Origin of the sequence: Pseudoalteromonas sp. SR44-5 (assembly GCF_014163675.1) — a bacterium.
Lineage (GTDB): Bacteria > Pseudomonadota > Gammaproteobacteria > Enterobacterales > Alteromonadaceae > Pseudoalteromonas > Pseudoalteromonas rhizosphaerae.
In genome coordinates this window covers 26,564-49,751 of the sequence record NZ_JACJDT010000017.1, presented here as the reverse complement: position 1 = coordinate 49,751, position 23,188 = coordinate 26,564, and the positions used below count along the sequence as shown (strand labels likewise).

Here is a 23,188-nt window from a genome sequence, read left to right as displayed (position 1 = left end):
ATACTGTTTTCTAGTTAAAAACTCGCTTATAGCGGGTTTTTATTTTCAGCCCTTAAACCACCTACTTCAGTAGATGGTAAACGAAGAAACAATACGAAGATATGTCAGGCATCAGCAGAAAGGGGGAGACAAGAGCAAGCTCCGTTAACTCTGGAGTAAACAACGCTCCCTTTTAGGGGGCTAATTCAAAACCACCTTCTTTAGAAGGTGGATCTTTAATTGAATGGTTTTTTGCAACCAGCTCATATTTTATCGAAACTAACTTCAATATTGGCATTACCGGCATCAGAGGTAAATGGGATTAATATTTTTGCCCCTTCACTTTTATGAGTTATGGTATGGCCTTTACCAGACACAACGATTGGTGTAGCCATATTAAAGTCATAGCCTTTTTCACCAAGTAGATTTTTTGCCCCACCAGTGACCATATTGGTAATTTCACCAACCATATCGGTTACTTCTTCATTGATCGAATCAGGGCGTTCACCTAGCATTCTTTCCATAATAGTCAAGGCAAGGCTCTCATCAAAAGTGATCGAAAATGAACCTTTAGTTTGCGGTCCTACCATGCCAATTAATCCCGAAACGTCGCCACAGGCAACTTCATCTTTTTTTATTTTCGGCTTACCCGGTTTTAGTTCGGTTTGCGCCATTGTGCTGAGCACATTTAATAAAGATGATAAAAAAGGATTGATGAACTCTACATTCATTATTGTTTATCCCTCGAATTTAGCAGTTTAACTGCGGTTATACGTTAAAGTGTAGTGAGTTATTTTAGCTCTGCACTTAATTATTCTTTACAATTTCCACATCTACCATGGGCTTCAATAGTTTGCCCCGATACGACGAAACCACTCTCAGCAGCAAGACTATTAAGTTCATGCGAAATCACGCTAGAGTGCAGCTCTTTGACAAAACCACAACTGTCGCATATCAACAGTTGTACAGGGTGGATATGATCAAAATGATGACACAACATAAATGCGTTAGTACTTTCAATTTTGTGAATAAAACCTAATTCAGCTAAAAAGTCTAAGGCACGGTAAATTGTGGCTGGTTTTGCTCCTGATTCAGTGAGTTTTAGTTGCTCTAATAAATCATAAGCGCCCACTCCGCCTTGCGCACTTGCTAATAGGCGAAATACTTTTTCACGAATTGGAGTGAATCGCGCACCGCGATTGTCACACACTTGTTTGGCTTTACTAACGAGTGATTCTATTTTCATCTTCTCTTATCCTTACGCTACCGTGTTATACTAACATACTGTATTGTAGTTGCAGCGTTTTTATTAGACAGTTTTATTCTAGGAAGGCTAACAATGAATGAATTATTAGCGGTATTTATTTTCTTTTTTGCGGTTATCGATCCAATCGGTACTGTGCCTGTTTTTATAGCCTTAACACGCGGAGATAGTGACAAATTCAAACGTAAAGTCGCGTTGAAAGCTGTTCTGGTGTCTGCTGGGGTATTATTGTTTTTTGTTGTCGCTGGGGAGCTGCTTTTAAATGCTATTAATATCCCCTTGTCAGCGTTTCAAATCGCAGGTGGTATCGTGTTATTGCTGTTCGCTTTGTCGATGATTTTTGGTGAAAGTAAACCAGAAATGGAAATTAAAAGTGTACGTGATAGCACTGAAACGGCCATTTTCCCTTTAGCTATCCCATCAATCGCCAGTCCAGGCGCGATGCTTGGCGCTGTTTTGATGACTCGTAATACTGAATACACGTGGGTTGAGCAGTTAATTACTTCATCAATGATGTTAGCTGTTCTTACTGTGGTACTTGTGCTGTTACTGTTGGCAACCCATGTTCACAAATTAATTGGTGATAGCGGTGCGAGTATCGTTAGCCGGATCATGGGTTTGATCCTTTCATCAGTTGCCGTGACAAATATACTCGACGGGATAGCCCATTATTTTGGCTTACAAGTATTCATATAAAGGCTGTGTAGCGCTGTTAAAAAACTATTGTCATATAAAATTTTGAATTATTGCTTAGAATTATCTAGATTAAATATAACGTAATAAAATTTAAGGAATGAAAAATGTTATTAAAAAAGATTATTTTATGCGGTTTTCTCGCTTTAGGATTAACGGCTTGCGTTGAACCGCCTCCAAGCGAAATGAAGGTTATTCAAGTTACTGACTATGATTTTAGTCATAATGACAATCATGCCGTTACCGTATATTTCGGTCATACGGGAGGAGATCATTACACCGTTACTTTATTACGAGACGAAATTAAAGAGGGAGTGTTTATTGAATCTTCCGCTAAAAATGCGCCTAATTTAGTGTTTGATGCCAGTTGGGCTGGTGAATATTATGTGCAGTCAGCTAAGCATGATACTCATTCATCTTTAAAAATACTTGAGCTAAATAGCGAAGCTAAAGTTGCTAAATTTGAAGTCGCAGCACGTTTGGTTAACCCCAAGCAAAAAAATGATTATATAAGCTTAGAAAAAACCACTATTACAGTGCAAGGCCAGCAATTTGATAATCTAACAAAATCGTTTTAAGTATATTATCTAAAGCGCAGCATACATTTTTGTTGCTGCGTTAAACAACTCAATCTCTGCTACCGACAAACAACAACTTGCTTACGATTGAAGCTCGGCTTTGATTTGTGTAAAATATAGCGCCTTCCAATGAGGGAATAACCCTTATACTTATATATCATCTGAGGATTTTACTTTGAATAGACGTTTTTCTGTGGCACCCATGCTCGATTGGACAGACCGCCATTGCCGTACTTTTCATCGTAAAATGACCAAGCATGCGGTGCTTTACACCGAAATGGTAACAACCGGTGCAATTTTATTTGGGCGTGGTGATTATCTACACTTTAATACACATGAAAACCCCGTTGCTTTGCAATTAGGTGGCTCTGATCCTGAAGCTTTGGCAAAGTGTGCAAAACTGGCTGCTGAACGTGGTTATGATGAAGTAAACCTAAATGTTGGTTGCCCTTCGGATCGAGTGCAAAATGGCCGCTTTGGTGCGTGTTTAATGGGCGAGCCGCAGCTTGTTGCTGATTGTATTGCAGCAATGAAGGCGGAGGTTACTATTCCTGTTACGGTGAAAACACGCATTGGTATTGATGAGCAGGATTCATATGAGTTTTTATGTGCGCTGATCGAAGCGAGTCATAAGGTTGGCTGTGATGACTTTATTATTCACGCCCGTAAAGCATGGCTAAAGGGATTAAGTCCGAAAGAAAACCGTGAAGTTCCACCACTTGATTATCCGCGTGTTTATCAACTGAAAAAAGATTACCCACAGCTTGATTTAAGCTTAAATGGTGGGGTTAATACCATCGCTGATAGTGTTGCTCATTTAGCGCATCTTGATGGCGTTATGATCGGTCGTGAAGCGTATAGTAATCCATTTATATTAAGTGAAGTGGACGAGAAAATTTACGGTGATACTGCGTGTACATTATCGCGTCATGACGTGGTGCGTTCAATGTATGGTTATATTGAAGATGAAATGCGCCAAGGCGCTAACTTTTGGCATATAGCTCGCCATATGTTGGGTATTTTCCAAGGCCAACCAGGGGCGCGAGGATTTAGACGTCATTTATCTGAAAACGGCCATGGTAAGCAAGCAGATTTATCAGTGATGGATAAAGCATTAAGTTTTGTGCCTGAATAGCTGAAATTTTAATCTTGGAAGCCACTTTTTAGTGGCTTTTTTTGATCCTAAAATTTAGTCAAAATATCACTTTTTTAGTTAATTTAACGTATTTTAATTCAGCTAAACGTCACTTTTAAATTGATGTTATCTTTCTATCCTATTGTTATTTATTGTTTTAGTTGTTTTTCTAACGACATGGCATAAGTCTTGGAATCTCCTTGGTGTAATCACCCATAATCAACAGGAGAAAATCATGGGCCTAATGAATCGTGTTAATGATCTAATTCAATCAAACTTGGTCGCTGTGCTTGATAAGGCAGAGGATCCAGCAAAACTACTTAATTTACTTATTATCGAGATGCAACAAGCTCTGAATGAGTGTCGTACTACTACTGCAGCGATTTTGTGTGAAGAAAAAGCATTGAAACGCCAGCAAAGTGATAAGTTAACATCCATAGCACAATGGCAAGAAAAAGCCGAAATAGCCGTTAGTAAAGGCCGAGATGATTTAGCCACAGCCGCATTAAAAGAAAAGCAGCGTGTAGTCGCTGATATGGCAGCTGTTGAACCTGAGCTCGTTAAATTAACCGATTCATTGGCCAAGTTAGCTGACGATGCACAGCGTTTACAAGACAAACTTAGTGCTGCCAAAGCAAAGCGGCAGAGCTTAACTCAGGTGCATAGTGTTTTAAATGCACGAGTACGAGTTAATCAGCAGTTACATAGCGATAAAGTGGCACATGCACTGTCGCGTTTTGATGTGATTGAGCGCCGAGTTGAGTCAATTGAATCACAAGTGGAAGCATACGAAATGGCTGCAGCTAATCAATCAGACACGGCAACGCAAATTGATGCGCTTGTAAAAGACGAAGCCTTGGATAAAGAGCTTGCAGCACTTAAAGCTAAAGTAAAACAGTCGGCTTAGGAGTTATAAAAATGAATACATTTAATAACAATACTCAATGGTGTAAAGATCCATTAAATAAAAAAATATCGGGAGTATGTAGTGGCTTAGCGCGTCGGTTTGACTTTCCGATTTGGGCAACTCGATTAGCAACTATTGTACTGTTTATTCAGTTCCCACTGTTTATTGGTGCGGGTTATTTAATTGCACATTGTTGTTTAGACAACAAGGTTTATTAGGAGAGCGCCATGAAAATTATTGCACTGTGTCTACTAGCAGCATTGTTTATCGCTTCTAGTCCATTTGAGATAATGCAGTTTGACTCATGGCAGCTCCCTTTGTGGATTGCTGACTTGAGTTGGGTTGGCATTGAACTATTTGGTGCATTAGTCGCTGTGGTGGTCGTTATTGCCATTATTGCGCTGGTTAGTGTTGGTTTGATTGGCGCAGGTCTAATAATAGGAGTCGGCGTGATGCTGGCTTTGTTGTTTGGTTCTGTGATGATCGCATGGCCGCTACTGCTGATTGTTTTTCTGTGTTGGTTAGTCGCGGATAATAAAAAGGTGGCATAGCTTGCCACACAGAGGTTACCTTAAATGCTAATTTAGCTGACTATTTTTTCGCAAATATGCTAAATTTAGCACTTAAAGTGATTATTATAACAAGGATCGAAATGACTCTTAAGCCATTACTAACTATCTTCACAGCGGCTTTTTTAGCTGTAGGCCTATACTCTCCTGTGCTATTTGCCCATGCAGAGCATCAACATGATACAGCAAGTGATATTGTAGTTAGCAATGCCCAAGTAAGGATTTTTTTACCTGGCAGTCAATCCAGTGTTGGTTATTTAACGCTTGTTAATCATGGTGATGCAGCAGTGACATTAACTAAGGCTAGCCTTGAGGGCTTAGGACGAGTTGAAGTACATGAACATCAGCATGTTAATGGTATGATGAAAATGCAAAAAGTAGATGGGTTAGAGATCAAAGCACATCAACAGCTAGATTTTAAGCCAGGTAGTTATCATTTAATGGTTTTTGAACCAAAAGAGCCGTTAAAAATAGGGCAAGAACTCAAACTCACGCTATATTTTAGCAATGGAGATCGTGTATTTACTCAAGCTACCGTGGTTTCATTAGAAAGCCAAGTTGAGCAAGTATCACTATCTGAACAGCACCATACACATCACTAGGAGATTAAATGTCACAACATAAAGGGAAAATTATAGCAGGGCTAATATTAGTTTTTATTTTATTTTATGCCGTATCTGTGTATTGGAGTGTTGAGCCAAGCCGCGTAAATGTGATCACGCAAGCTAAACAGGATGCGCAGCAGCGTGGCGAAAAACTAGTAACAGGTTACACAACAACTACGGCTTTGATTAATGTTGCCAGCACATTATTGAATAAACCTGGTGGCTATTTATCAAATGATGTAATACCTCCGAGTATTCTTATGGATAATATGCCTGCTTGGGAATATGGCGCATTAGAAATGACGCGCGATTTGGCGCTATCAATGCGTAAAGACTTTAGCCGTTCTCAGTCGCAATCGACCGAACATGAAGCTCTAAAAAAAGCCCAGCCCCAATTTAATATTAGTTCAGAAGCATGGGCGTGGCCAAGTGCCGAGAGTGAATACCAAAAAGGCATTGATTTATTAATCGTGTATCGTACTCAAATAGCTGACCAAAACAGTCGTGACAGTCAGTTTTACGCGCGGGCAGACAACCTACGAGGCTGGTTAAAAGAAGCCGAAAAACGCCTTGGTAGTTTAAGTCAGCGGTTAAGTGCCAGCGTTGGTCAAGATCGGTTAAATACTGATTTAGCTGGTGACAAAGAAGCACACCAAGCGACTTATGCACCATTACAAAATCAGATAAAAACCTCTTGGTGGGAAATTGATGATGTGTTTTATGAATCACGCGGTGCAACTTGGGCTTTATTACATTTTTTGCAAGCGGTAGAATATGACTTTGCTGATGTATTAGAGAAAAAGAATGCACGTGTGAGCTTACAACAAATTATACGTGAGCTTGAAGCAACCCAAGAGACTGTTTGGAGTCCGGTGATTTTAAATGGTAATGGTTTTGGTTTTGTTGCTAATCACTCATTAGTAATGGCAAATTATATTTCACGAGCCAATGCGGCTCTTATTGAACTTAGCGAACTTTTAGCGCAAGGATAACACATGAAAAAGTACTGTTTAGCCGCTGCCCTTTCGATGGCATTTTTGGCTCCAGCGGCTCACGCTGACACTCTATTAGGTTTATATGTTGGTGTTGATGGCTGGCAATCTGATAATTCAGGTAGCTTTTCTGATAGCGGTAATATGCAAGACTTTAATTTTGAAGATGAAACCTTCATTAGCTACTACGCAGCGCTTGAGCATCCAATTCCATTAGTGCCAAATATTAAGTTAAAGTATACCGAGCTTGAGTTAAATGGCTCAACCTTGCTTAATGAGACGTTTGAGTTTGGTGGCACTTCATTTACAACCAATACCACTGCAACTACGGTCAGCGATTTATCACACATTGATTATATTTTATACTATGAGATATTTGATAATGACTTGTTGTCTATCGACTTAGGTGTAAATGCTAAGCAGTTTGATGGCGATATTGTTGTTACCGGTACTGCCAATGGCACAACAACAACAGAAACTGTGGATTTTTCTGGTTTTGTGCCATTAGTGTATGGTCGTGCTGAAGTAGGCTTACCGTTAACGGGTTTAAGCGTATTCTTTGAAGGCAGCTTACTTGCTATCGATGATAGCAAAGTACAAGACTACCAAGCGGGTATTGCATGGGCTTTACTTGATAACTTAGCGGTAGATTTAGATATCAAAGCGGGTTACCGTAAAATGACGCTAGAGCTTGATGATATTGATAATCTATATACTAATATTGATGCATCAGGTCCATTTGCCGGCATACAAATTCACTTCTAATTTGTGTGCTTTGGCGTGGTACCGTTATTTAATTGCGTGCCACGCTACTTCAAACTCTTCCTCAAGTGCACTGTTTAACAAGTGCTTATAGGCCTTATTAACTGGCGTGTTAATCAATTTTCTAAGTTCATCACCCGTTTGCGTAAATTTATAGTAACTGAGCACTAAATCGTTATTTTTTGGTTTGAGTGCAATCCGTTGGGTTAAAAATGTCAGATTCATTTCTTGGCCCGCCTTAAGTGCTGCGGATTCAATTTCTTTACGGTAGATTAGGCCGATATCCATCAAAGTTAATACATCAGGAAAGCTGATCCCAGCTTTACCTAAGTTAAACGACACTTTATTGCCTTTGCGTAGCAAATCAAATAGCGAAGGTTTTTTATAAAAGCCTAATAAAATTAAATGGCTATTATCTTTTTCATTATAGCCACAAATCGCGGTACATTTTTGTAATGCATCCGCTTCGCGCTGGGTCATTTGCTTAAGTGTTTGTAAGCTTTTAATTGAAAATGTTCCCGGTGATACCGTTTCTCCCGCTAAAATTTTTGCCCACAGCTTTTGCATTGATTCGTTTGAAGTATCTTCACATAGTGCAATAAAGCGTTCGACCCAATCACTGTCAGGTTGCCCTTTACTAGTTACGTCAGGGCAAAAATCCATTGCCATGGCCATAATCGCTTCAATATTGTGTTGTTGTTTGATAAGGAGCAATTGTTGGCGATGTTGGGCTCTATTGAGTGTTGAGTTATCACTATTGACTTGATAGGGCAGTTTACTTTGCCCTTGTGGGCCATAACTATCATCACTGGTACTGGTAAGGCGAGTCGAACTGGTTTTACTCATCGAGTAACCTAGCTTAGTTTCAATTATATGAGCAAGGTTAATTTTTGCTTGGGCTGTTTGAATCGTCATCGATCTTCTCGCTGTGTGGGGCTATTTGCAGCTGTGCAGTAGTTTTTAAATTATTAAGTCCAAGTTTCACCGTATTTGCCAAAATATATTGGCTAAATAGCGCCAAGTAACCACCTAAAATTGAAGTAGTAACTTCGCCATCTAGTGAGCATGTCACTTGATTACCATTAGCTAGTGGTGAAAAAGAGACCACACCTGTAACAATATGCTCTTCATTAAAGAGAATATTAAAATTGATTTTAGTGCTGCTTATATTGGTAATCGTCATTTCACCAAATCCCCAGCTACTTTGCCAAAATTGATGAGCACCAACGCCAGAGCTCGGCTCTCCAAGCGTGAAAACAATACTCGGATCTACTTTTTGCCAAGGTGACCAGCTAGACCACTTGGTAAAATCACTAAGTAACGGGGTGATATCTGTTTGCGGAGCATGAATTTCAATGCTCTTTTGTACTTGGTATTGCTGTGGCAATAGCAGCCCAATTACCAAAAGAATTAAAGTAATCAGAAAAATAAATTTAGTAATTCTGGGTAAAATATTAATGGCTGTTCCTTAAATTATAAATTCCACTGTCGCACAGCAAGCTGCTGAATATCGACTATAATCTGTAAATCAATATTCATTAATCATCGACATTAATACTGTATCATAAGTTAAATAGTGATAACTTATTAGTCAATAACTGAATTGTCTCAATATTAAATGATGGCGCGTAATATTTGAATTTAAAGGATTTGGAATGACGTCAGAACACAATGATTTTTTGTTTTTTAACCATGAAGATGAGCCTCATGAAGAGGTTGTGCCCAAAGATTACTGGGATGTTCTGATTGTTGATGACGATCCTGAAATTCACACTGTAACAGAACTAGCACTCTCAGGCGTCGAGTTTTGGGGAAGAACACTGCGTTTTCATCATGCTTATTCTGGCGCTGAAGCAGTTGAAGTGTTAGCTAATACTAATAATGTGTCGGTATTACTGTTAGATGTAGTCATGGAATCCGATGATGCGGGTTTAAAAGTAGTTAAAGAGGTACGTGATACGCTGAAAAATCATAACGTACGAATTATCTTACGAACGGGTCAGCCTGGATATGCGCCTGAAGAACAGGTGATCCGAGAATATGATATCAATGATTATAAAACTAAAACCGAACTTACCCGCAGTAAGCTAGTTACCTCGTTAGTTACAGCTATTCGCTCATACGAACAAGTTTGCCAACTTGAATATCAAAGCAAAGCGTTAAATAATATTCTGTTAGCCTCAAAGGCAATTTTAGGTTTTACCGACATTAAAGCATTTACTATGGCGGTGATTAAGCAGCTCTCGGTAATTTTAGATTGTGCGCCAAGGGGGGTTGTGTGTGGCAGTCTGGATGATAGTTATCAAGTTCAAGTGTTGGGTGGTTGCGCTGAGTTTAGTGCTTTTATTGGCCAAGGTGTAGAACAACTTGATGATGGGCGGATTATTTTGCAAGTGAAAAATTGTTTTGAGTTTGGCGAACATCAGCACACTGAGCACGACACTACGTTTTTATTGAAAAGTAAAAATCGTCAGGCTGCTATTTACTTAGAGTACGTTAGCCAACCAAGCTTAACACAATTGCAATTTGCTGAAATTTTCTTAACAAACGTCAGTGTAGGCTTAGATAACGTCAGACTTTTTAATAAACTCAGAGATGCAGCCTACAAAGATGTGTTAACAGGTCTTGCCAATAGAACTGATTTTATTGAACAAATTGAAAAGTATCATCGATTAAATAGTAACGAGTATCTATTTATTCTAATTGATGTCGCTCATTTTTCAGACATCAACAATGGTCTGGGTCAAGAAGTGGGTAATCACTTACTTACATCAATCGTTGAGCGACTCAAACAAGAATACCCAAACGCTAAATTACTGTCACGGATTGGTGCAGATGTATTTGGTTTTTTAATTGAGCGCGATGGATTTGATCTAAACGAATTAAGTGAAAATTTAAGCTTACCGTTTGCAGCAGCAGAGCATCTGTTACCGGTTAATTTTAAAATTGGTTTGTGCGAGCAACTGGACTTTCAAACCACCGGTATTGAAACACTTAAGCTTGCGTATATTGCACTCAATCACGCTAAAAAAGGTAATCAGGGGAATGCTGTTTGTTATACACCCGATATGGAAGAGCAAATGGCTTGGCGATTAGGGATTATTCGCCAGCTTCGCCAAGACTTTGAAAATAATAAATTGGAAGTATGGTATCAACCGCAATTGGCGTTTAGTGATTTGTCATTAAAAGGCTGTGAAGCATTACTACGTTGGCCATCGGGACAAGGTAACTATATTTCTCCTGCGATTTTTGTACCACTTGCTGAAGATGCCGGGCTAATTGTTGAGATTGGTCAATGGGTATTGGAGCAGGCTTGTCAGCAGCAAAAACGTCTTGAGGTTCAAGGTGTTGAAATTTGTATTGCGGTCAATGTGTCGGTACCGCAATTTAAGGTAAAAGGCTACGCACAACAAGTCAAAGATACTTTGCGAAAATATCAGGTAAACCCAAAAAATATTGAATTAGAAGTTACCGAAAGTGTGGTGATGGATGATCTCTCGATGGTGATTGAAACACTGCAAGATCTAAAAGAGTTTGGTATTGAAGTGGCGATAGATGATTTTGGTACTGGTTTTTCATCACTGAGTTATTTGCAAAAGTTACCGTTGGATAGGTTGAAAATAGATCGTGCATTTGTCAAAGACTTACCCGAAAAAGACAGCGGCGCAATTGCCAAGCTGGTTATAGCTCTTGGCGCGCAGCTCGGATTAAAAACGATTGCAGAAGGTGTTGAAACACAAGCACAAGCTGATTTTCTTAAGCAATTGGGTTGTGATGAAGTGCAAGGTTTTATGTACGCTAAACCGATGCCTGAAGTTGAGCTTATTCAATATATTGAAAGTAAAAAATAATATTATGTTTGATGCCAGTGTAAATAGCTAATATCGCTTGGTGATTAATTCGGGTATACTCTGCGACCTTTTTTAAAGCAATTGGTTACTTTATATGAGCGCACTTAAAGCCAAGCGAGCGTTATTCTCATACCCTAAATATTGGGCTGAGTGTTACGGCACAGCACCATTTTTACCAACTACACGCGAAGAGATGGATGCCCTTGGCTGGGATAGCTGCGATATCATCATTATCAGTGGTGATGCTTATGTAGATCACCCCAGCTTTGGTATGGCGGTAATTGGTCGTGTACTTGAAGCACAAGGTTTTAGGGTCGGTATTATCGCTCAGCCAGAATGGGATTCGAAAGATGCCTTTATGGCTCTTGGTAAGCCTAACTTATTTTTTGGTGTGACTGCCGGTAACATGGACTCGATGATCAACCGCTATACGGCTGAAAAGCGTATGCGCCATGATGATGCCTACACGCCCGGTAATGTGGGTGGCAAGCGTCCTGATCGTGCGGTGATGATTTACTCACAACGATGCCGCGAAGCCTACAAAGGTGTGCCAATTGTAATAGGTGGTATCGAAGCCAGCTTACGTCGAATTGCCCATTATGATTACTGGCAAGAAAAAGTTCGCCGTAGTATTTTATTTGATGCCAAAGCCGATATTCTTATTTACGGTAATGCTGAGCGACCATTAATAGAAGTTGCTCATCGTATTGCCGCCGGCGAAACGATGGATACCATTCAAGATATCCGTGGTACGGCGGTTATTCGTAAAGAGCCATTACCGGGCTGGCGTGGTAGTGATTCCACCGCGATTGATAAAATTGGTAAAATTGACCCAATTCCAAACCCATATGGTGCGGATGATGTGGGTTGTAGCAAAAGCGAATTTAAAAAAGCGGGTATTGATTTACAAGCTGAAGCGGCAAAACCAATTACCATTCAGCCAGCGCGTCCTAAACCTTGGGAAAAAACCTACGTTAAGCTACCTGCGTTTGAGCAAGTGAGTGTTAATAAACCACTGTACGCTCATGCATCACGTATTTTACATCAAGAAACGAACCCAGGTTGTGCTCGAGCGTTATTCCAACGCCATGGCGATCGTTCTATTTGGGTTAACCCACCTGCGTATCCGCTTGAAACACATGAAATGGATGCGGTGTTTGGATTGCCTTATCAGCGTGTTCCGCATCCAAGTTATGGTACTGCAAAAATCCCCGCTTACGACATGATCAAAACCTCAGTTAATATTATGCGAGGTTGTTTTGGTGGCTGTAGTTTCTGTTCAATTACTGAGCATGAAGGACGGATCATTCAAAGTCGTTCACAAGAATCGATTATTGAAGAAATCGAACAAATTCGTGACAAAGTACCAGGGTTTACTGGGGTTATTTCGGACCTTGGTGGGCCAACTGCTAACATGTATAAACTGCGTTGTAAGAGCAAAAAAGCTGAGAGTACCTGCCGACGTTTATCATGTGTATATCCTGATATTTGTAAGCATATGGATACCGACCATACACCGACTATCGAGTTGTATAAAAAGGCCCGTGAAGTTAAGGGGATTAAAAAAATCCTAATAGCCTCTGGTGTTCGCTACGATTTAGCTGTGCAAGACCCTCGTTACGTCAAAGAACTTGTAACCCATCATGTTGGTGGTTATTTAAAGATAGCGCCTGAGCATACCGAAGACGGGCCATTATCTAAGATGATGAAACCAGGCATGGGCGCATATGATCAGTTTAAAGAGCTTTTTGATAAATACTCAAAAGAAGCAGGGAAAAAGCAGTACCTGATCCCTTATTTTATTTCTGCGCATCCTGGCACTAAAGACGAAGACATGGTGAACATGGCGTTGTGGTTAAAGTCGAACGATTTTAAACTAGATCAAGTGCAAAATTTTTATCCGTCACCAATGGCTAATGCCACCACGATTTATCACACTGGGATGAACTCGCTGCGTAATATTAAAAATAATACTGAGCAAGTGCCGGTGCCAAAAGGCGCGCGTCAACGTCGTTTACATAAAGCGATATTGCGTTATCACGACCCAGCAGGTTGGCCGATGATCCGTGAAGCACTGCGTAGTATGGGCAAAGCTAAGTTGATTGGTAAAGGTCCAAACTGCTTAGTGCCAGAAGAAACCCGTGACGAAAAATCGCTTAAAGCAGGTAAAGGCGGGCGTCCAGCGCTTAGTCGTCACACCGGATTTAGCCAGTTTAAAAAAGCCAATACCAAACCTAAGGTTGGCGGTAATCGTCAGCGGGCTAGGTAGTTTTAGGTAAATAAAAAACGCCCAGCATTTGCTGGGCGTTTTAGTTTATGGCTGCTTATTCTTCAGCTTATTCTTCAATGAAAGCTTCGCCTTCGGTCATCCACTTAGCGGCAGGCTTGCCTTTTAAGTAGTGATCAAAGTACTGCATCATCCGAATTGAAAAATCCACTTGGTTAGGGAATTTCTTTAAGTGGTGTGGTTCACCTTCATACTGCAAAAACGTCGCATCTTTGCCTGCACGGCGCAGCGCTAAATAATACTGTACGCCTTCGTGCCATGGTACAGCATCATCTTTATCACCAAACATAATTAAGATTGGTGTATTTACTTTATCAGCGAAGAATACCGGTGAGTTTTCGATGTAAAGCTCTGGCGCTTCAAACAAGGTTTTACCGATACGGCTTTGCCCAGTTTCATATTGGAACTGACGCGCTAATCCAGATTTTAAGCGAATACCGCTGTAAGCGCTGGTCATGTTTGACACGGGCGCACCCGATACTACCGCTTTGAACATATCAGTTTGGGTGATCATAAAGGCACTTTGATAGCCCGCCCATGAATGCCCTTGTAAGCCAATTTTATCAGGGTCAGCGATACCTAAATCAATCAGCTTTTGGGTGGCGTTGATCATGGTTTGCGTTGATGATTTACCTGGGTGACCAATTTCAAAGCGAATATCAGGTAAGAAAATCGCGTAACCGTTCGAAGTAAACATTGGGAAGTTAGGGCGGTGGTTTAATTCCATTTTAGGGAAATCAAACATGCGTTGACTCATATAACGGTAAAAATACACCACCACTGGCACTTTATCGCCCTTTTTATAGCCCGCAGGCTTTATCAATACGCCTTGTAAGTCTTCACCATCGAAGCCTTTATAGCTAATTAGCTCCGGTTTTTGCCCCCACGCAAAGTCGTTAACTTGTGGGTTTAAGTTAGTAACGCGTTGTGGCTTTTTAAAGCTAAAATCAGTTTGATAAAAGTCAGGGAACTGCTGATAAGTTTGCTCAGTGAATAGGTATTTATCGGCATTTTTAGCTTTTTTTACCACGTCAAAACGTTTTTTACCGCTTAATACTTTGCTGATCGAGTTATCAGCAAGATTGAGTTTTGCTATTTCAGTTTGCTTTTGCTGTAAGTTTGTAGCGCTAAGTAGTAAAGTTTCATCTTGTTTAAAGCCTACTTGGTCTTTATCAAGTTTGATGACTCGATATTGCGTGTTGTTTTCTTTGCCTTGTGTAAGGCGTGTGGCTTTGAGAGTTTTAACGTCAAATGCCCAGATATCGTATTTGCTATATACCAGCACTTGGCTGCTATCAGTTAACCAACCGGCAAAACCATAACCCGGTTGAGTTGAAGGGTAATCGTGCTGATCATCAGCGAACGTTGCTTTAATCGCTGTTGTTAAGGTACTGACTTTATTGTTACCTAAGTCTTTGAGTTGCACTTGGCTATTTTCAAAGTAAGCAGCAAATTGTCCACTGGGTGATAGGCTGGGCCTAAACGGGTAATCACTGATAATCGCTTTACGCTCACCATTTTGCACATTGACTGCATAGTAGTCAGCAAAAAAACCGCCATACATAATACGTTTAAGATAAGGTAAATTTGAAGAACCAAGTAACGCAGTGCGATTGTTGGTATTGAGTGCCACATCTGGCATGTCAGTGTTACTTAGTTGCGCAACTTGTTTGCCATTAAGATGGTAAACGGCTTGATAATGACGATTTTTATTGCTCTCGTTCCATTGTTGCTCTTCGCGGGGTTTAATTTCGGCATCGTTGTTATGCCAAACGTGAAGGCCTTTTTGGTCGCGTATCGTATCGTAATCAAATAACGAGGCTTGATCGGTGTATTTCTTTTCTTTAATTTTTTCCGCTAACTTAGGGTGATTTTCAAAGTACAGGCGTTCACCGTCTTCAGACCAGCTCAATTTTGCTGTTTTACCAATAGTCCAATCTTTTTCAGGAGCAGCAATATTTGTAAGCTGTTCGTTTTGCCACAGTTTTAGCTGATGATCGCGACGGCGCATATCGTCATTTACATAATTACCCAGTGTAAATGCGGCAATATTCTTAGTTGGATGCCACACTATTTTGTTTGCAACAACGCCTGGTTCATCAATTAATACACTCGTATCAAATGTTTGGTTTAATGTAATTAATGCTACTTGGTTATCGTTACCGTCAGGATAGCTTTGGCTGACAAGAAGCTCGCTGCCAAATGTATTGATTGCGTAACTAAATACGCTATTTACTGTATGAGTTGTTTTGTCTTTTAAATTTACAACAATGAGCTCAAACGCTTTATCTTTTTTATCAGGTTTGATTTCACTGGTTTTAGCGGTGTTTTTTGTGTCATCAATATCTTTACTATCAGCGTCTTTATCTGCTTTTTCATCAAAGCGATAAGCTAACCAGTTACCATCATCAGAGAGCTGGTAATCTTTTACGTTCTCAAAAACTTGTTGTTCCCCCGTTATTGTATTAACGAGTACTAGATTGTTTTTTAAGGTGTCTTTCTTTTTTGTGGTTTCTTTTTCAAGCAAAGTAGGGACTTGGGTGAATGCTACCCAGTTAGCTGCTTTGTTGATCTGAGGTTTAGTGCCGCGCTCAATTTCTGCAAGTAATTTATTATTGTTTAAGGTATAGACTTGGCCTGTTGCATCGCCACGGTATGGGGTTGCACTAAAGCTCAGTACTTCACCATTTTCAGATAATTGCGTTGTTTTAGCTGCTTTGAAATCGAATACATCTTTAAATTGTAGCGGCTCTTTTGCGGATGCCATGGCACTGCCAAGGCTTGCAACCAGTGCTACGCTGAGTAGGGAAAGTTGTGCTTTCATTGTTACTTCTCGTTTTGTTTCATCTGCATCATCATAACGAGTTTGTTCAACAATTCGAGTAGAAACGATAAGCGGTCGAAAATAAAGGTTGAAAGTAACATTTATAAAAAAACCTTGTAGGAAAACCGACAAGGTTGATAATTTTAGGAGCTAGGAGTTAAAGCCATATTTTTTGTAATTCTAACCACTGTTTTTCAAATTGCGCGCTAGGTTTTGCTTTAAAGTCACTGCGGACAAATTGGTTCATCTTGCCTTCAATGTAGGCAAGTAAAAAGTTGGCAATGGTTAACTCATCACTTTGAAAGGTTTTACCTTCGCGAAGTTTACGCTCGCGTAGTACTTGTTTTAGTTGTGTTTCAAGCTTTTCAAACAAGCTTTGTACACGCTCACGCAAGCGTTCTTGTTCACCTTGCAAGGCGTCGCCGGTCAAAATACGAGTGATCCCCGGATTTTTCTCAGCAAATGCCAGTAGTAGCAATAAAATATTATAGATACGGCTTTGAGTTTCTTTTTCGTTTTCAAGAATGAGATTTATGCGCGACAACAAAGTGTCTTCAATAAACTCTATTAAGCCTTCAAACATCCGTGCTTTACTCGGGAAATGACGATAAAGCGCAGCTTCAGAAACGCCTACCTCAGCAGCTAATTTTGCTGTGGTGATACGTTGACCTAGGCTGGTTTCTAACATTTGTGCGAGTGCTTGTAGTATTTGCTCTTTGCGATTACTTCTTTTTGTCGCAGGCATGAACATTCCTTTCTTTATAATTATTTACTTAGCTTTTGGCGGCTACTTATCACTCACTTTTTGAGCAAGCGATAAGGGCTATGTTAATGTTTTATTCAGTTTCTTTCCAGCCTTTTTACAATCGTTTAGCAAGCTCACTCATTACACTCAGTGCTAATGCGCTTTTGGTATCGACGGGCAGTTCTTTTTGTTCATTATGCCAGAACAGTGTTAAAGCATTATGATCTGAATTAAAACCAAGGCCCGTTTGTGATACATCGTTAGCGCAGATCATATCGAGGTTTTTATTGCTGAGTTTGCCTTTCGCATAGCTTGCGACATCTTGAGTTTCTGCGGCAAAGCCAACTGTATATGGGCGACCCTCTGTAAGGCTAGCAACTGCGGCAATTACATCTGGATTTTTAACTAAAGTGAGAGTCAGTTCATCGCCTTGTTTTTTCATTTTTTGCTCGGCTATCGCTGCGGCGCGATAATCGGCAACCGCGGCGCAACCAATAAAAGCATCCGATTTGGGAGCAAAAATAAGTGATTGTTCAAGTAGTTGCTCAGCGGTCTCAATGTTTATTAGGTTTACACCTGGTGGTGGCGCAATTGTTACCGGACCTGAAATCAGGTTAACCGTTGCACCTAAACTAACTGCCGCATGTGCAAGCCCAAAGCCCATTTTCCCAGAGCTGTGATTTGATATAAAACGCACCGGATCAAGTGGCTCACGAGTTGGCCCTGCGGTGATTGTAATTGTTTTACCAGCTAGTAGTTGCGGTTGCGAAGGTTGCGTGCATAGTGCCACTAACTGATGTGGTTCAAGCATTCGCCCTGCACCTACATCACCACATGCTTGTTCACCCTTACCTGGGCCCCAAATTGCAATGCCACGCTGTTTTAAAGTTGCTAGGTTAGCTTGAGTTGCTGGGTGGGCATACATTTGTTGATTCATTGCAGGCGCCACTGCTACTTTTGCGGGGGTTGCCAGCAATAGAGTGGTGAGTAAATCATCTGCAATGCCGACTGCCATTTTTGCGATGATATTAGATGTGGCAGGAGCGACTAATATTAAATCAGCCCATTTAGCAAATTCAATATGGCCCATAGCGGCTTCAGCAGATGGATCGAGCAAAGAGTCTGAGACCATTTCACCACTTACGGCCTGCATGGTAAGCGGAGTAATAAAGTGCTTAGCTGACTCAGTCATCACCACTTTGACATCACAACCATGATCTTTTAAACGTCTAACAAGTTCGGCGCATTTGTAGGCGGCAATACCACCGCTGATACCAAGTACAATTTTTTTATTTACTAATTCTGTCGCTAAATTGGTCATTAACTTTGTCATACTCTGATAAAACTGTTTGTCGATATGCGCTAACGATAGCAAATCTTTGCCTTGGGGACGAAGTTTTAATATGGAATTTATTCGCAGTTTTACAGGCGAAATTTTATTTTTGCATTACAGTTAAATTATAAATCATTTTTCAGGGACGAAATAATGCAGCTCACCTCTTTACCAAGTAGCCAGCGACCACGCGAAAAGTTATTGGCGAAAGGGGCTAAGTCGTTAAGCGATGCCGAGTTATTAGCGATATTTTTGCGAACGGGTTTGCCGGGCATGAATGTAGTTGAGTTAGCACAACATTTAATGACACAAAATCAAACACTGCATAACTTATTTAATGCATCAATCGATGATTTTTGTGCACAAAAAGGACTGGGCACAGCAAAATTTGTGCAACTTCAAGCAGTACTGGAGTTGAGTCGTCGTTATATGATGGAGCAATGCCAGCGCGAAGCGGTATTTAATTCACCGCAATCAGTATATGACTATTTAACGATTGAGCTGCGAGGCTTGCAGCAAGAAGTATTTATGGTGTTGTATTTAGATAGTCAGAATCGCTTAATTAAAGAAGAAACACTTTTTTATGGCACTATTAATGCGGCATCTGTTTACCCAAGAGAAGTCGTCAAAGCGGCTTTAAAAAATAACGCTGCGGCACTTATTTTGGCTCATAATCATCCATCAGGTATTGCTGAACCAAGCCAAGCTGATAAATTAATTACCACTAAATTGCAGCAAGCTTTGCAATTAGTCGATATAAATATTTTAGATCACATCGTTGTTGGGGGAGATAATTGTGTTTCGTTTGCAGAACGAGGCTTGATTTAAGCGTATTCAAATCACTAAGCGTGTTAAAAATGAGCGGTTTAGTGCTTATTTGCAAATTAGTTTAATTTAAATGCAGTTTTTACTTTCCCTAAGGGCATTCGATCTTTATAATTAGCCGCTATCAAATTTACACATGAGCTGGTTGGATTAGATCAATCACTTGATCTTTGCCTGTATAAGCTGTATAAAGAGCGCCCTTCGATTTATCCCTGGGGCACAAAATACATAGCCTAGGGGACAAATTAAGCTCGAGCGAAGTTATTGGAGATATATAGACATGTCTAAAGTATGTCAAGTTACAGGTAAGCGTCCTGCGGTTGGTAATCACCGTTCACACGCGAGAAACGCGACTAGACGTCGTTTCCTACCTAACCTACAAACACACCGTTTTTGGGTTGAAAGTGAAAAACGTTTTGTAACATTACGCACTACTACTAAAGGTATGCGTATTATCGATAAAAAAGGCATCGACACGGTTCTTACTGAAATCCGTGCTCGCGGCGTAAAAGTTTAAGGACCTGAGTCATGCGTGATAAGATCCGTTTAGTTTCTACAGCTGGTACTGGTTTTTTCTACACTACCGACAAGAACAAGCGTAACATGCCGGAAAAAATGGAAATCAAAAAGTTTGATCCAAAAATCCGTAAACATGTTCTTTTCAAAGAAGCTAAAATCAAGTAATTTTAGTTTTCTATGAATATCAAAAACCCAGCTTAGGCTGGGTTTTTTGTTTTTCAAATGCGTAGTTTTTCCGTTCTCGAATCACAGATTATACCAATCGTTTTAAGTTACTGACCATTTATAGCGACAGAAAAACACAGTGATAACAAGGCAGAAATTTTGACATGTAGTTGTTCTACATGAAAAATTACTAACGCAGTTAGCGCTTTATTTAGCGCGCTAGAATAGTTAAATATTTAAGTCGATTGGTATTATTCGTTTATATCATCGTCGACTAATTTTAAAAATGTGTCATAACAGGTAACATGTGCGTTGTTATCGTTGATGCAAACTAAATTTCGGCCGTGATGTTTAGCAAAGTAGAGTGCCTTATCAGCTCGCTCTAATACTTTTAAAACGCTATCATTACTCTTTTGTATAGCGGTTACCCCAAGGCTGATAGTGATAGGCATATTGGCAACTGTATTTGAGCTAATTAAACTCCTTAATTCATTCGCTTGCTTTGCTGCATCCAACAAAGCAGTGTTGAGTAATATTATTACAAACTCTTCACCACCCCAACGAGCGATTAACGCTTACTCACCTATTTTTTGCTGCAACAGATGGGCAAACTCTTTTAGTACTTTATCGCCAACTAAATGCCCGTGGGTATCATTAATTTTTTTGAAATAGTCTATATCACACATAAGTAAACAATGAGATGTTTGAGAGTGCTCGCTTTTAGTTATTAATGCCGATAACTCTGCATCAAATTTTTGTCTGTTATATAACTCAGTCAACTTGTCTGTTTCTGCTAACTTTTTAATTTCGTCATTAAGGTTAGATAAGTTTTGATACGCTAACGAACGTGTTTTTTCGTAAAATCTAAAAATTAGAATATGAGCGATACTGACTTCGATAGTGTTAAATAATGATCCTAACCCTATGGTTATTGTTTGTTGTTGCTGTGTATAAATTAAGTATGCACAAATAGAGAATGCAATTGCGCTGATGATGCTTCCCCGTTTTCTGCCTATTAAAAAAAATGCAATAGGGGGGATAAGCGTAGCCCATAATATTGAGAATGGATTTCCGCCTACCGAAATTATAAATAATATAGCTAAGCTGCTAGCCATTAATGTAACAGCCCATGCGGTTACATTAACGTTGCCAGATTTGTAAAACCAGAAATAAATAGTTAATGAGATAACAAGTCCTAAACAGTCAATTAAGGCAAGGTCTAATTGCTCGAAATAGAAAACATTGAGTACTGTTAAAATGAAAAAGTAAGCTGTTGAAAATAATAAAAAATGGGCGATTAAACGTGCTCGCCAAAAATCTTTGTGATCCTTTGCAAATTGCGGAGACTTACTGTACCAAAACCCTAACATAAATGAATATTACCTAATTATTTATGATGTTAAGTATTACTTATTTGCAGAGTCCTGTGTAGCACAAATATTAACTGATAAGTTTTAGGTATAAAAAAACCTTGCAGGAAAAACCCACAAGGTTAATATTTTTAGCACCTAGCACCTAGCACCTAGCACCTAGCACGTTAAAGCTTTGCAAATGCATCTTGCAGTGGTGGTACTACTTGCTTTTTACGGCTCAGTACGCCGTCTAGCCATGCTTTTCCGTCTTTGGGCGTTACACCATAAGCAGTTTCAACTAGTGTTGCATCGTCAGATACGATCAGCATTTGTGAGCCTTCTTTCATGATGTCGGTAAGTAATAAGAATACCGAGTGGCGTCCACCTTCTTCTTTAAGCTTAGCAATATCAGCTTCAAGGTCTGCTTTAATATCATCAAATACCGCTAGATCGATAACTTCTAATTGACCAATACCAACTAGTTTACCGTTCATGTTGAAGTCTTTAAAATCACGCATTACTAAATCACGCGCTGGAGTATTCTCAACCGCTGACTTAACACGGAACATATCCATGCCTAATTCTTTAAAGTCTTCGATGCCGGCAATTTCAGCAAGCGCTTCAACACATTTAATATCAGCTGTGGTGCAGGTTGGTGATTTGAAAATAACCGTATCACTTAAAATTGCACACATCATGATGCCTGCAATGTCTTTTGGAATTTCAACATTGTAGAAGTCATACATCATTTTAATGATAGTGTTTGAGCAGCCAACAGGGCGGATCCAGCATTCAAGAGGTGTAGAGCTGGTTAAATCGCCTAGTTTATGGTGATCAACAACGCCAACAACGCGAGCTTGATCGATATCATCAGGTGCTTGCGTTTTTTCGGTATGGTCAACGATGTAAACATCTTCACCGGCATAACTTAATTTTAGCTCTGGTGCTTCAAAGCCGAATTTATCAAGAATAAACTGCGTTTCAGGTGATATTTCACCAAGACGAGTTGGAATTGCTGGTTCTTCGATTTGGTTTTTCAAATATGCGAGTGCGATTGCACCACAAATAGAATCTGAATCTGGGATTTTATGACCCACTACATACATTGACATGACGGAACTCCTTAAATTTTGCCGTATTTTAGCAAAGTAATTTAACTTTGACACATTCGCGTTGGTGATTTTTTGTAATATTCAGTCTTAACAGTAGTTAAAAAATTCAACTGCCATTTTTATATGTTTTTGGTTACACTTTAACTAATTGAATCTTTTAGGAAGAACTCAAATGCAGTTAGGTCGCAGGGGCTGGAATAATGTGGTTATTTTTTCCATGCTGTTGATGATTTTCTTTTTTAATGGATTACATACAAAACTCAACAGTGGTTCAGAACAATCTAGTGTGCAAAGTGTATTGCCAGCGCAAAACTTTATTTTAGCTCTAGAGTTTCCCGATCAAAAAATAGAGCGCATAGGCACTTCTTGGCGCGCCACTGCATTAATCAATAATGCACCTGCTAGTTTTTGGCAAGCAACAACAGCAAACCTTGTGGCATTAGTAAATGAATGGCAGAGCATGCAATTGTCGGTCGCTGATAATCAGCAAGCATTCCATAATACCTCAGCTTTGACTGTAGCAACCGTATGGTTGGCAGGCGAGCAACTTCCTTGGTTGTATCAATTATATAGCGCACCACAAGGCTATTATTTATTAGATAAAAGCAACCAGCGCGTGTTATCACTTGATAAAGCAACTGCGCAGCGTTTATTCCCTAGTTTTAATTTTTCACAAAGTGAGCCTAAATAG

Annotated in this window: 23 protein-coding genes and 1 pseudogene; 15 read left to right on the top strand and 9 right to left on the bottom strand. The window is 39.8% G+C overall.

Annotated elements, in window-relative coordinates:
* Positions 1-242 precede the first annotated feature (242 nt).
* Entirely contained in the window at positions 243-710 is a 468-nt protein-coding gene (locus tag H5154_RS11375; protein WP_145234652.1) for a chemotaxis protein CheX, read from the bottom strand.
* Between the two features lie 80 nt (positions 711-790).
* The gene (locus tag H5154_RS11370; protein WP_145234655.1) at positions 791-1,225 is read right to left on the bottom strand and encodes a transcriptional repressor; all 435 of its coding nucleotides are present in this window, start codon (positions 1,223-1,225) and stop codon (positions 791-793) included.
* Positions 1,226-1,318: 93 nt separating this feature from the next.
* Here H5154_RS11370 and H5154_RS11365 point away from each other — a divergent pair, with 93 nt between their 5' ends.
* The 9 genes from H5154_RS11365 to H5154_RS11325 all read left to right on the top strand — a co-directional run bounded on the left by H5154_RS11365 (position 1,319) and on the right by H5154_RS11325 (position 7,487).
* Positions 1,319-1,939 carry a MarC family protein gene (locus H5154_RS11365; protein ID WP_149983245.1) on the top strand — a complete coding sequence of 207 codons (621 nt, stop codon included), beginning with the start codon at positions 1,319-1,321 and terminating at the stop codon, positions 1,937-1,939.
* A gap of 104 nt (positions 1,940-2,043) precedes the next feature.
* Entirely contained in the window at positions 2,044-2,514 is a 471-nt protein-coding gene (locus H5154_RS11360) for an outer membrane lipoprotein-sorting protein (RefSeq protein ID WP_149983244.1), read from the top strand.
* A 175-nt stretch (positions 2,515-2,689) separates the two neighbouring features.
* The gene (gene dusA, locus H5154_RS11355) at positions 2,690-3,649 is read left to right on the top strand and encodes a tRNA dihydrouridine(20/20a) synthase DusA (protein ID WP_220491376.1); all 960 of its coding nucleotides are present in this window, start codon (positions 2,690-2,692) and stop codon (positions 3,647-3,649) included.
* Between the two features lie 235 nt (positions 3,650-3,884).
* Complete coding sequence (locus H5154_RS11350) at positions 3,885-4,556, top strand: PspA/IM30 family protein (RefSeq protein ID WP_182718349.1); 672 nt, start codon at positions 3,885-3,887, stop codon at positions 4,554-4,556.
* 11 nt (positions 4,557-4,567) lie between these two features.
* Positions 4,568-4,774, top strand: coding sequence for a PspC domain-containing protein (locus H5154_RS11345; RefSeq protein ID WP_149983241.1), 207 nt, complete (start codon positions 4,568-4,570; stop codon positions 4,772-4,774).
* 9 nt (positions 4,775-4,783) lie between these two features.
* The gene (locus H5154_RS11340) at positions 4,784-5,107 is read left to right on the top strand and encodes a hypothetical protein (RefSeq protein ID WP_145234667.1); all 324 of its coding nucleotides are present in this window, start codon (positions 4,784-4,786) and stop codon (positions 5,105-5,107) included.
* A 101-nt stretch (positions 5,108-5,208) separates the two neighbouring features.
* The gene (locus tag H5154_RS11335) at positions 5,209-5,727 is read left to right on the top strand and encodes a copper chaperone PCu(A)C (RefSeq protein WP_182718348.1); all 519 of its coding nucleotides are present in this window, start codon (positions 5,209-5,211) and stop codon (positions 5,725-5,727) included.
* 8 nt (positions 5,728-5,735) lie between these two features.
* Positions 5,736-6,722 (top strand): DUF2333 family protein, encoded by a 987-nt coding sequence (locus tag H5154_RS11330; RefSeq protein WP_145234671.1) that lies wholly within the window; start codon positions 5,736-5,738, stop codon positions 6,720-6,722.
* 3 nt (positions 6,723-6,725) lie between these two features.
* Positions 6,726-7,487 (top strand): TIGR04219 family outer membrane beta-barrel protein, encoded by a 762-nt coding sequence (locus H5154_RS11325; protein ID WP_149983237.1) that lies wholly within the window; start codon positions 6,726-6,728, stop codon positions 7,485-7,487.
* 24 nt (positions 7,488-7,511) lie between these two features.
* On the opposite strand, the gene H5154_RS11320 is transcribed toward H5154_RS11325, so the two are convergent.
* Positions 7,512-8,399 (bottom strand): TIGR03899 family protein, encoded by an 888-nt coding sequence (locus tag H5154_RS11320; RefSeq protein WP_182718347.1) that lies wholly within the window; start codon positions 8,397-8,399, stop codon positions 7,512-7,514.
* Positions 8,368-8,871: an SRPBCC family protein gene (locus tag H5154_RS11315; RefSeq protein WP_246175639.1), complete on the bottom strand. Its 504-nt coding sequence runs from the start codon at positions 8,869-8,871 to the stop codon at positions 8,368-8,370. Before H5154_RS11315 ends, H5154_RS11320 begins: the two co-directional genes overlap by 32 nt.
* A gap of 268 nt (positions 8,872-9,139) precedes the next feature.
* Between H5154_RS11315 and H5154_RS11310 the strand changes: the two genes are divergently transcribed.
* Positions 9,140-11,335, top strand: a complete 2,196-nt coding sequence (locus H5154_RS11310) for an EAL domain-containing protein (RefSeq protein ID WP_182718346.1) — start codon at positions 9,140-9,142, stop codon at positions 11,333-11,335.
* A gap of 94 nt (positions 11,336-11,429) precedes the next feature.
* Positions 11,430-13,604, top strand: coding sequence for a YgiQ family radical SAM protein (locus H5154_RS11305; protein ID WP_145234682.1), 2,175 nt, complete (start codon positions 11,430-11,432; stop codon positions 13,602-13,604).
* A gap of 67 nt (positions 13,605-13,671) precedes the next feature.
* On the opposite strand, the gene H5154_RS11300 is transcribed toward H5154_RS11305, so the two are convergent.
* From H5154_RS11300 to coaBC, 3 genes are all read right to left on the bottom strand, one after another.
* Positions 13,672-16,446, bottom strand: coding sequence for a prolyl oligopeptidase family serine peptidase (locus H5154_RS11300; protein WP_182718345.1), 2,775 nt, complete (start codon positions 16,444-16,446; stop codon positions 13,672-13,674).
* Between the two features lie 157 nt (positions 16,447-16,603).
* Positions 16,604-17,191: a nucleoid occlusion factor SlmA gene (gene slmA, locus H5154_RS11295; protein ID WP_182718344.1), complete on the bottom strand. Its 588-nt coding sequence runs from the start codon at positions 17,189-17,191 to the stop codon at positions 16,604-16,606.
* A 115-nt stretch (positions 17,192-17,306) separates the two neighbouring features.
* Positions 17,307-18,524: a bifunctional phosphopantothenoylcysteine decarboxylase/phosphopantothenate--cysteine ligase CoaBC gene (gene coaBC / locus H5154_RS11290; RefSeq protein WP_179959239.1), complete on the bottom strand. Its 1,218-nt coding sequence runs from the start codon at positions 18,522-18,524 to the stop codon at positions 17,307-17,309.
* Between the two features lie 153 nt (positions 18,525-18,677).
* Here coaBC and radC point away from each other — a divergent pair, with 153 nt between their 5' ends.
* From radC to rpmG, 3 genes are all read left to right on the top strand, one after another.
* Positions 18,678-19,352, top strand: coding sequence for a RadC family protein (gene radC, locus H5154_RS11285; RefSeq protein ID WP_169020545.1), 675 nt, complete (start codon positions 18,678-18,680; stop codon positions 19,350-19,352).
* A gap of 277 nt (positions 19,353-19,629) precedes the next feature.
* Positions 19,630-19,866, top strand: a complete 237-nt coding sequence (gene rpmB, locus H5154_RS11280; protein ID WP_004335549.1) for a 50S ribosomal protein L28 — start codon at positions 19,630-19,632, stop codon at positions 19,864-19,866.
* A gap of 11 nt (positions 19,867-19,877) precedes the next feature.
* On the top strand, positions 19,878-20,033 hold the full coding sequence (gene rpmG / locus H5154_RS11275) for a 50S ribosomal protein L33 (protein ID WP_004335545.1): 156 nt from the start codon (positions 19,878-19,880) through the stop codon (positions 20,031-20,033).
* Between the two features lie 251 nt (positions 20,034-20,284).
* Here the strand turns inward: rpmG and H5154_RS11270 are convergent.
* Positions 20,285-21,403 (bottom strand): annotated as a pseudogene (locus H5154_RS11270) (GGDEF domain-containing protein).
* Between the two features lie 167 nt (positions 21,404-21,570).
* Positions 21,571-22,497: a manganese-dependent inorganic pyrophosphatase gene (locus H5154_RS11265; protein WP_182718343.1), complete on the bottom strand. Its 927-nt coding sequence runs from the start codon at positions 22,495-22,497 to the stop codon at positions 21,571-21,573.
* 172 nt (positions 22,498-22,669) lie between these two features.
* Between H5154_RS11265 and H5154_RS11260 the strand changes: the two genes are divergently transcribed.
* The gene (locus H5154_RS11260; RefSeq protein WP_145234706.1) at positions 22,670-23,188 is read left to right on the top strand and encodes a hypothetical protein; all 519 of its coding nucleotides are present in this window, start codon (positions 22,670-22,672) and stop codon (positions 23,186-23,188) included.

Bases quoted from the DNA above. Each gene is read 5' to 3' on its own strand.
- H5154_RS11375 (WP_145234652.1), bottom strand. From the start codon at position 710: ATGAATGTAGAGTTCATCAATCCTTTTTTATCATCTTTATTAAATGTG.
- H5154_RS11370 (WP_145234655.1), bottom strand. From the start codon at position 1,225: ATGAAAATAGAATCACTCGTTAGTAAAGCCAAACAAGTGTGTGACAAT.
- H5154_RS11365 (WP_149983245.1), top strand. From the start codon at position 1,319: ATGAATGAATTATTAGCGGTATTTATTTTCTTTTTTGCGGTTATCGAT.
- H5154_RS11360 (WP_149983244.1), top strand. From the start codon at position 2,044: ATGTTATTAAAAAAGATTATTTTATGCGGTTTTCTCGCTTTAGGATTA.
- H5154_RS11350 (WP_182718349.1), top strand. From the start codon at position 3,885: ATGGGCCTAATGAATCGTGTTAATGATCTAATTCAATCAAACTTGGTC.
- H5154_RS11345 (WP_149983241.1), top strand. From the start codon at position 4,568: ATGAATACATTTAATAACAATACTCAATGGTGTAAAGATCCATTAAAT.
- H5154_RS11340 (WP_145234667.1), top strand. From the start codon at position 4,784: ATGAAAATTATTGCACTGTGTCTACTAGCAGCATTGTTTATCGCTTCT.
- H5154_RS11335 (WP_182718348.1), top strand. From the start codon at position 5,209: ATGACTCTTAAGCCATTACTAACTATCTTCACAGCGGCTTTTTTAGCT.
- H5154_RS11330 (WP_145234671.1), top strand. From the start codon at position 5,736: ATGTCACAACATAAAGGGAAAATTATAGCAGGGCTAATATTAGTTTTT.
- H5154_RS11325 (WP_149983237.1), top strand. From the start codon at position 6,726: ATGAAAAAGTACTGTTTAGCCGCTGCCCTTTCGATGGCATTTTTGGCT.
- H5154_RS11320 (WP_182718347.1), bottom strand. From the start codon at position 8,399: ATGACGATTCAAACAGCCCAAGCAAAAATTAACCTTGCTCATATAATT.
- H5154_RS11310 (WP_182718346.1), top strand. From the start codon at position 9,140: ATGACGTCAGAACACAATGATTTTTTGTTTTTTAACCATGAAGATGAG.
- H5154_RS11305 (WP_145234682.1), top strand. From the start codon at position 11,430: ATGAGCGCACTTAAAGCCAAGCGAGCGTTATTCTCATACCCTAAATAT.
- H5154_RS11300 (WP_182718345.1), bottom strand. From the start codon at position 16,446: ATGAAAGCACAACTTTCCCTACTCAGCGTAGCACTGGTTGCAAGCCTT.
- slmA (WP_182718344.1), bottom strand. From the start codon at position 17,191: ATGCCTGCGACAAAAAGAAGTAATCGCAAAGAGCAAATACTACAAGCA.
- coaBC (WP_179959239.1), bottom strand. From the start codon at position 18,524: ATGACAAAGTTAATGACCAATTTAGCGACAGAATTAGTAAATAAAAAA.
- radC (WP_169020545.1), top strand. From the start codon at position 18,678: ATGCAGCTCACCTCTTTACCAAGTAGCCAGCGACCACGCGAAAAGTTA.
- rpmB (WP_004335549.1), top strand. From the start codon at position 19,630: ATGTCTAAAGTATGTCAAGTTACAGGTAAGCGTCCTGCGGTTGGTAAT.
- rpmG (WP_004335545.1), top strand. From the start codon at position 19,878: ATGCGTGATAAGATCCGTTTAGTTTCTACAGCTGGTACTGGTTTTTTC.
- H5154_RS11265 (WP_182718343.1), bottom strand. From the start codon at position 22,497: ATGTCAATGTATGTAGTGGGTCATAAAATCCCAGATTCAGATTCTATT.
- H5154_RS11260 (WP_145234706.1), top strand. From the start codon at position 22,670: ATGCAGTTAGGTCGCAGGGGCTGGAATAATGTGGTTATTTTTTCCATG.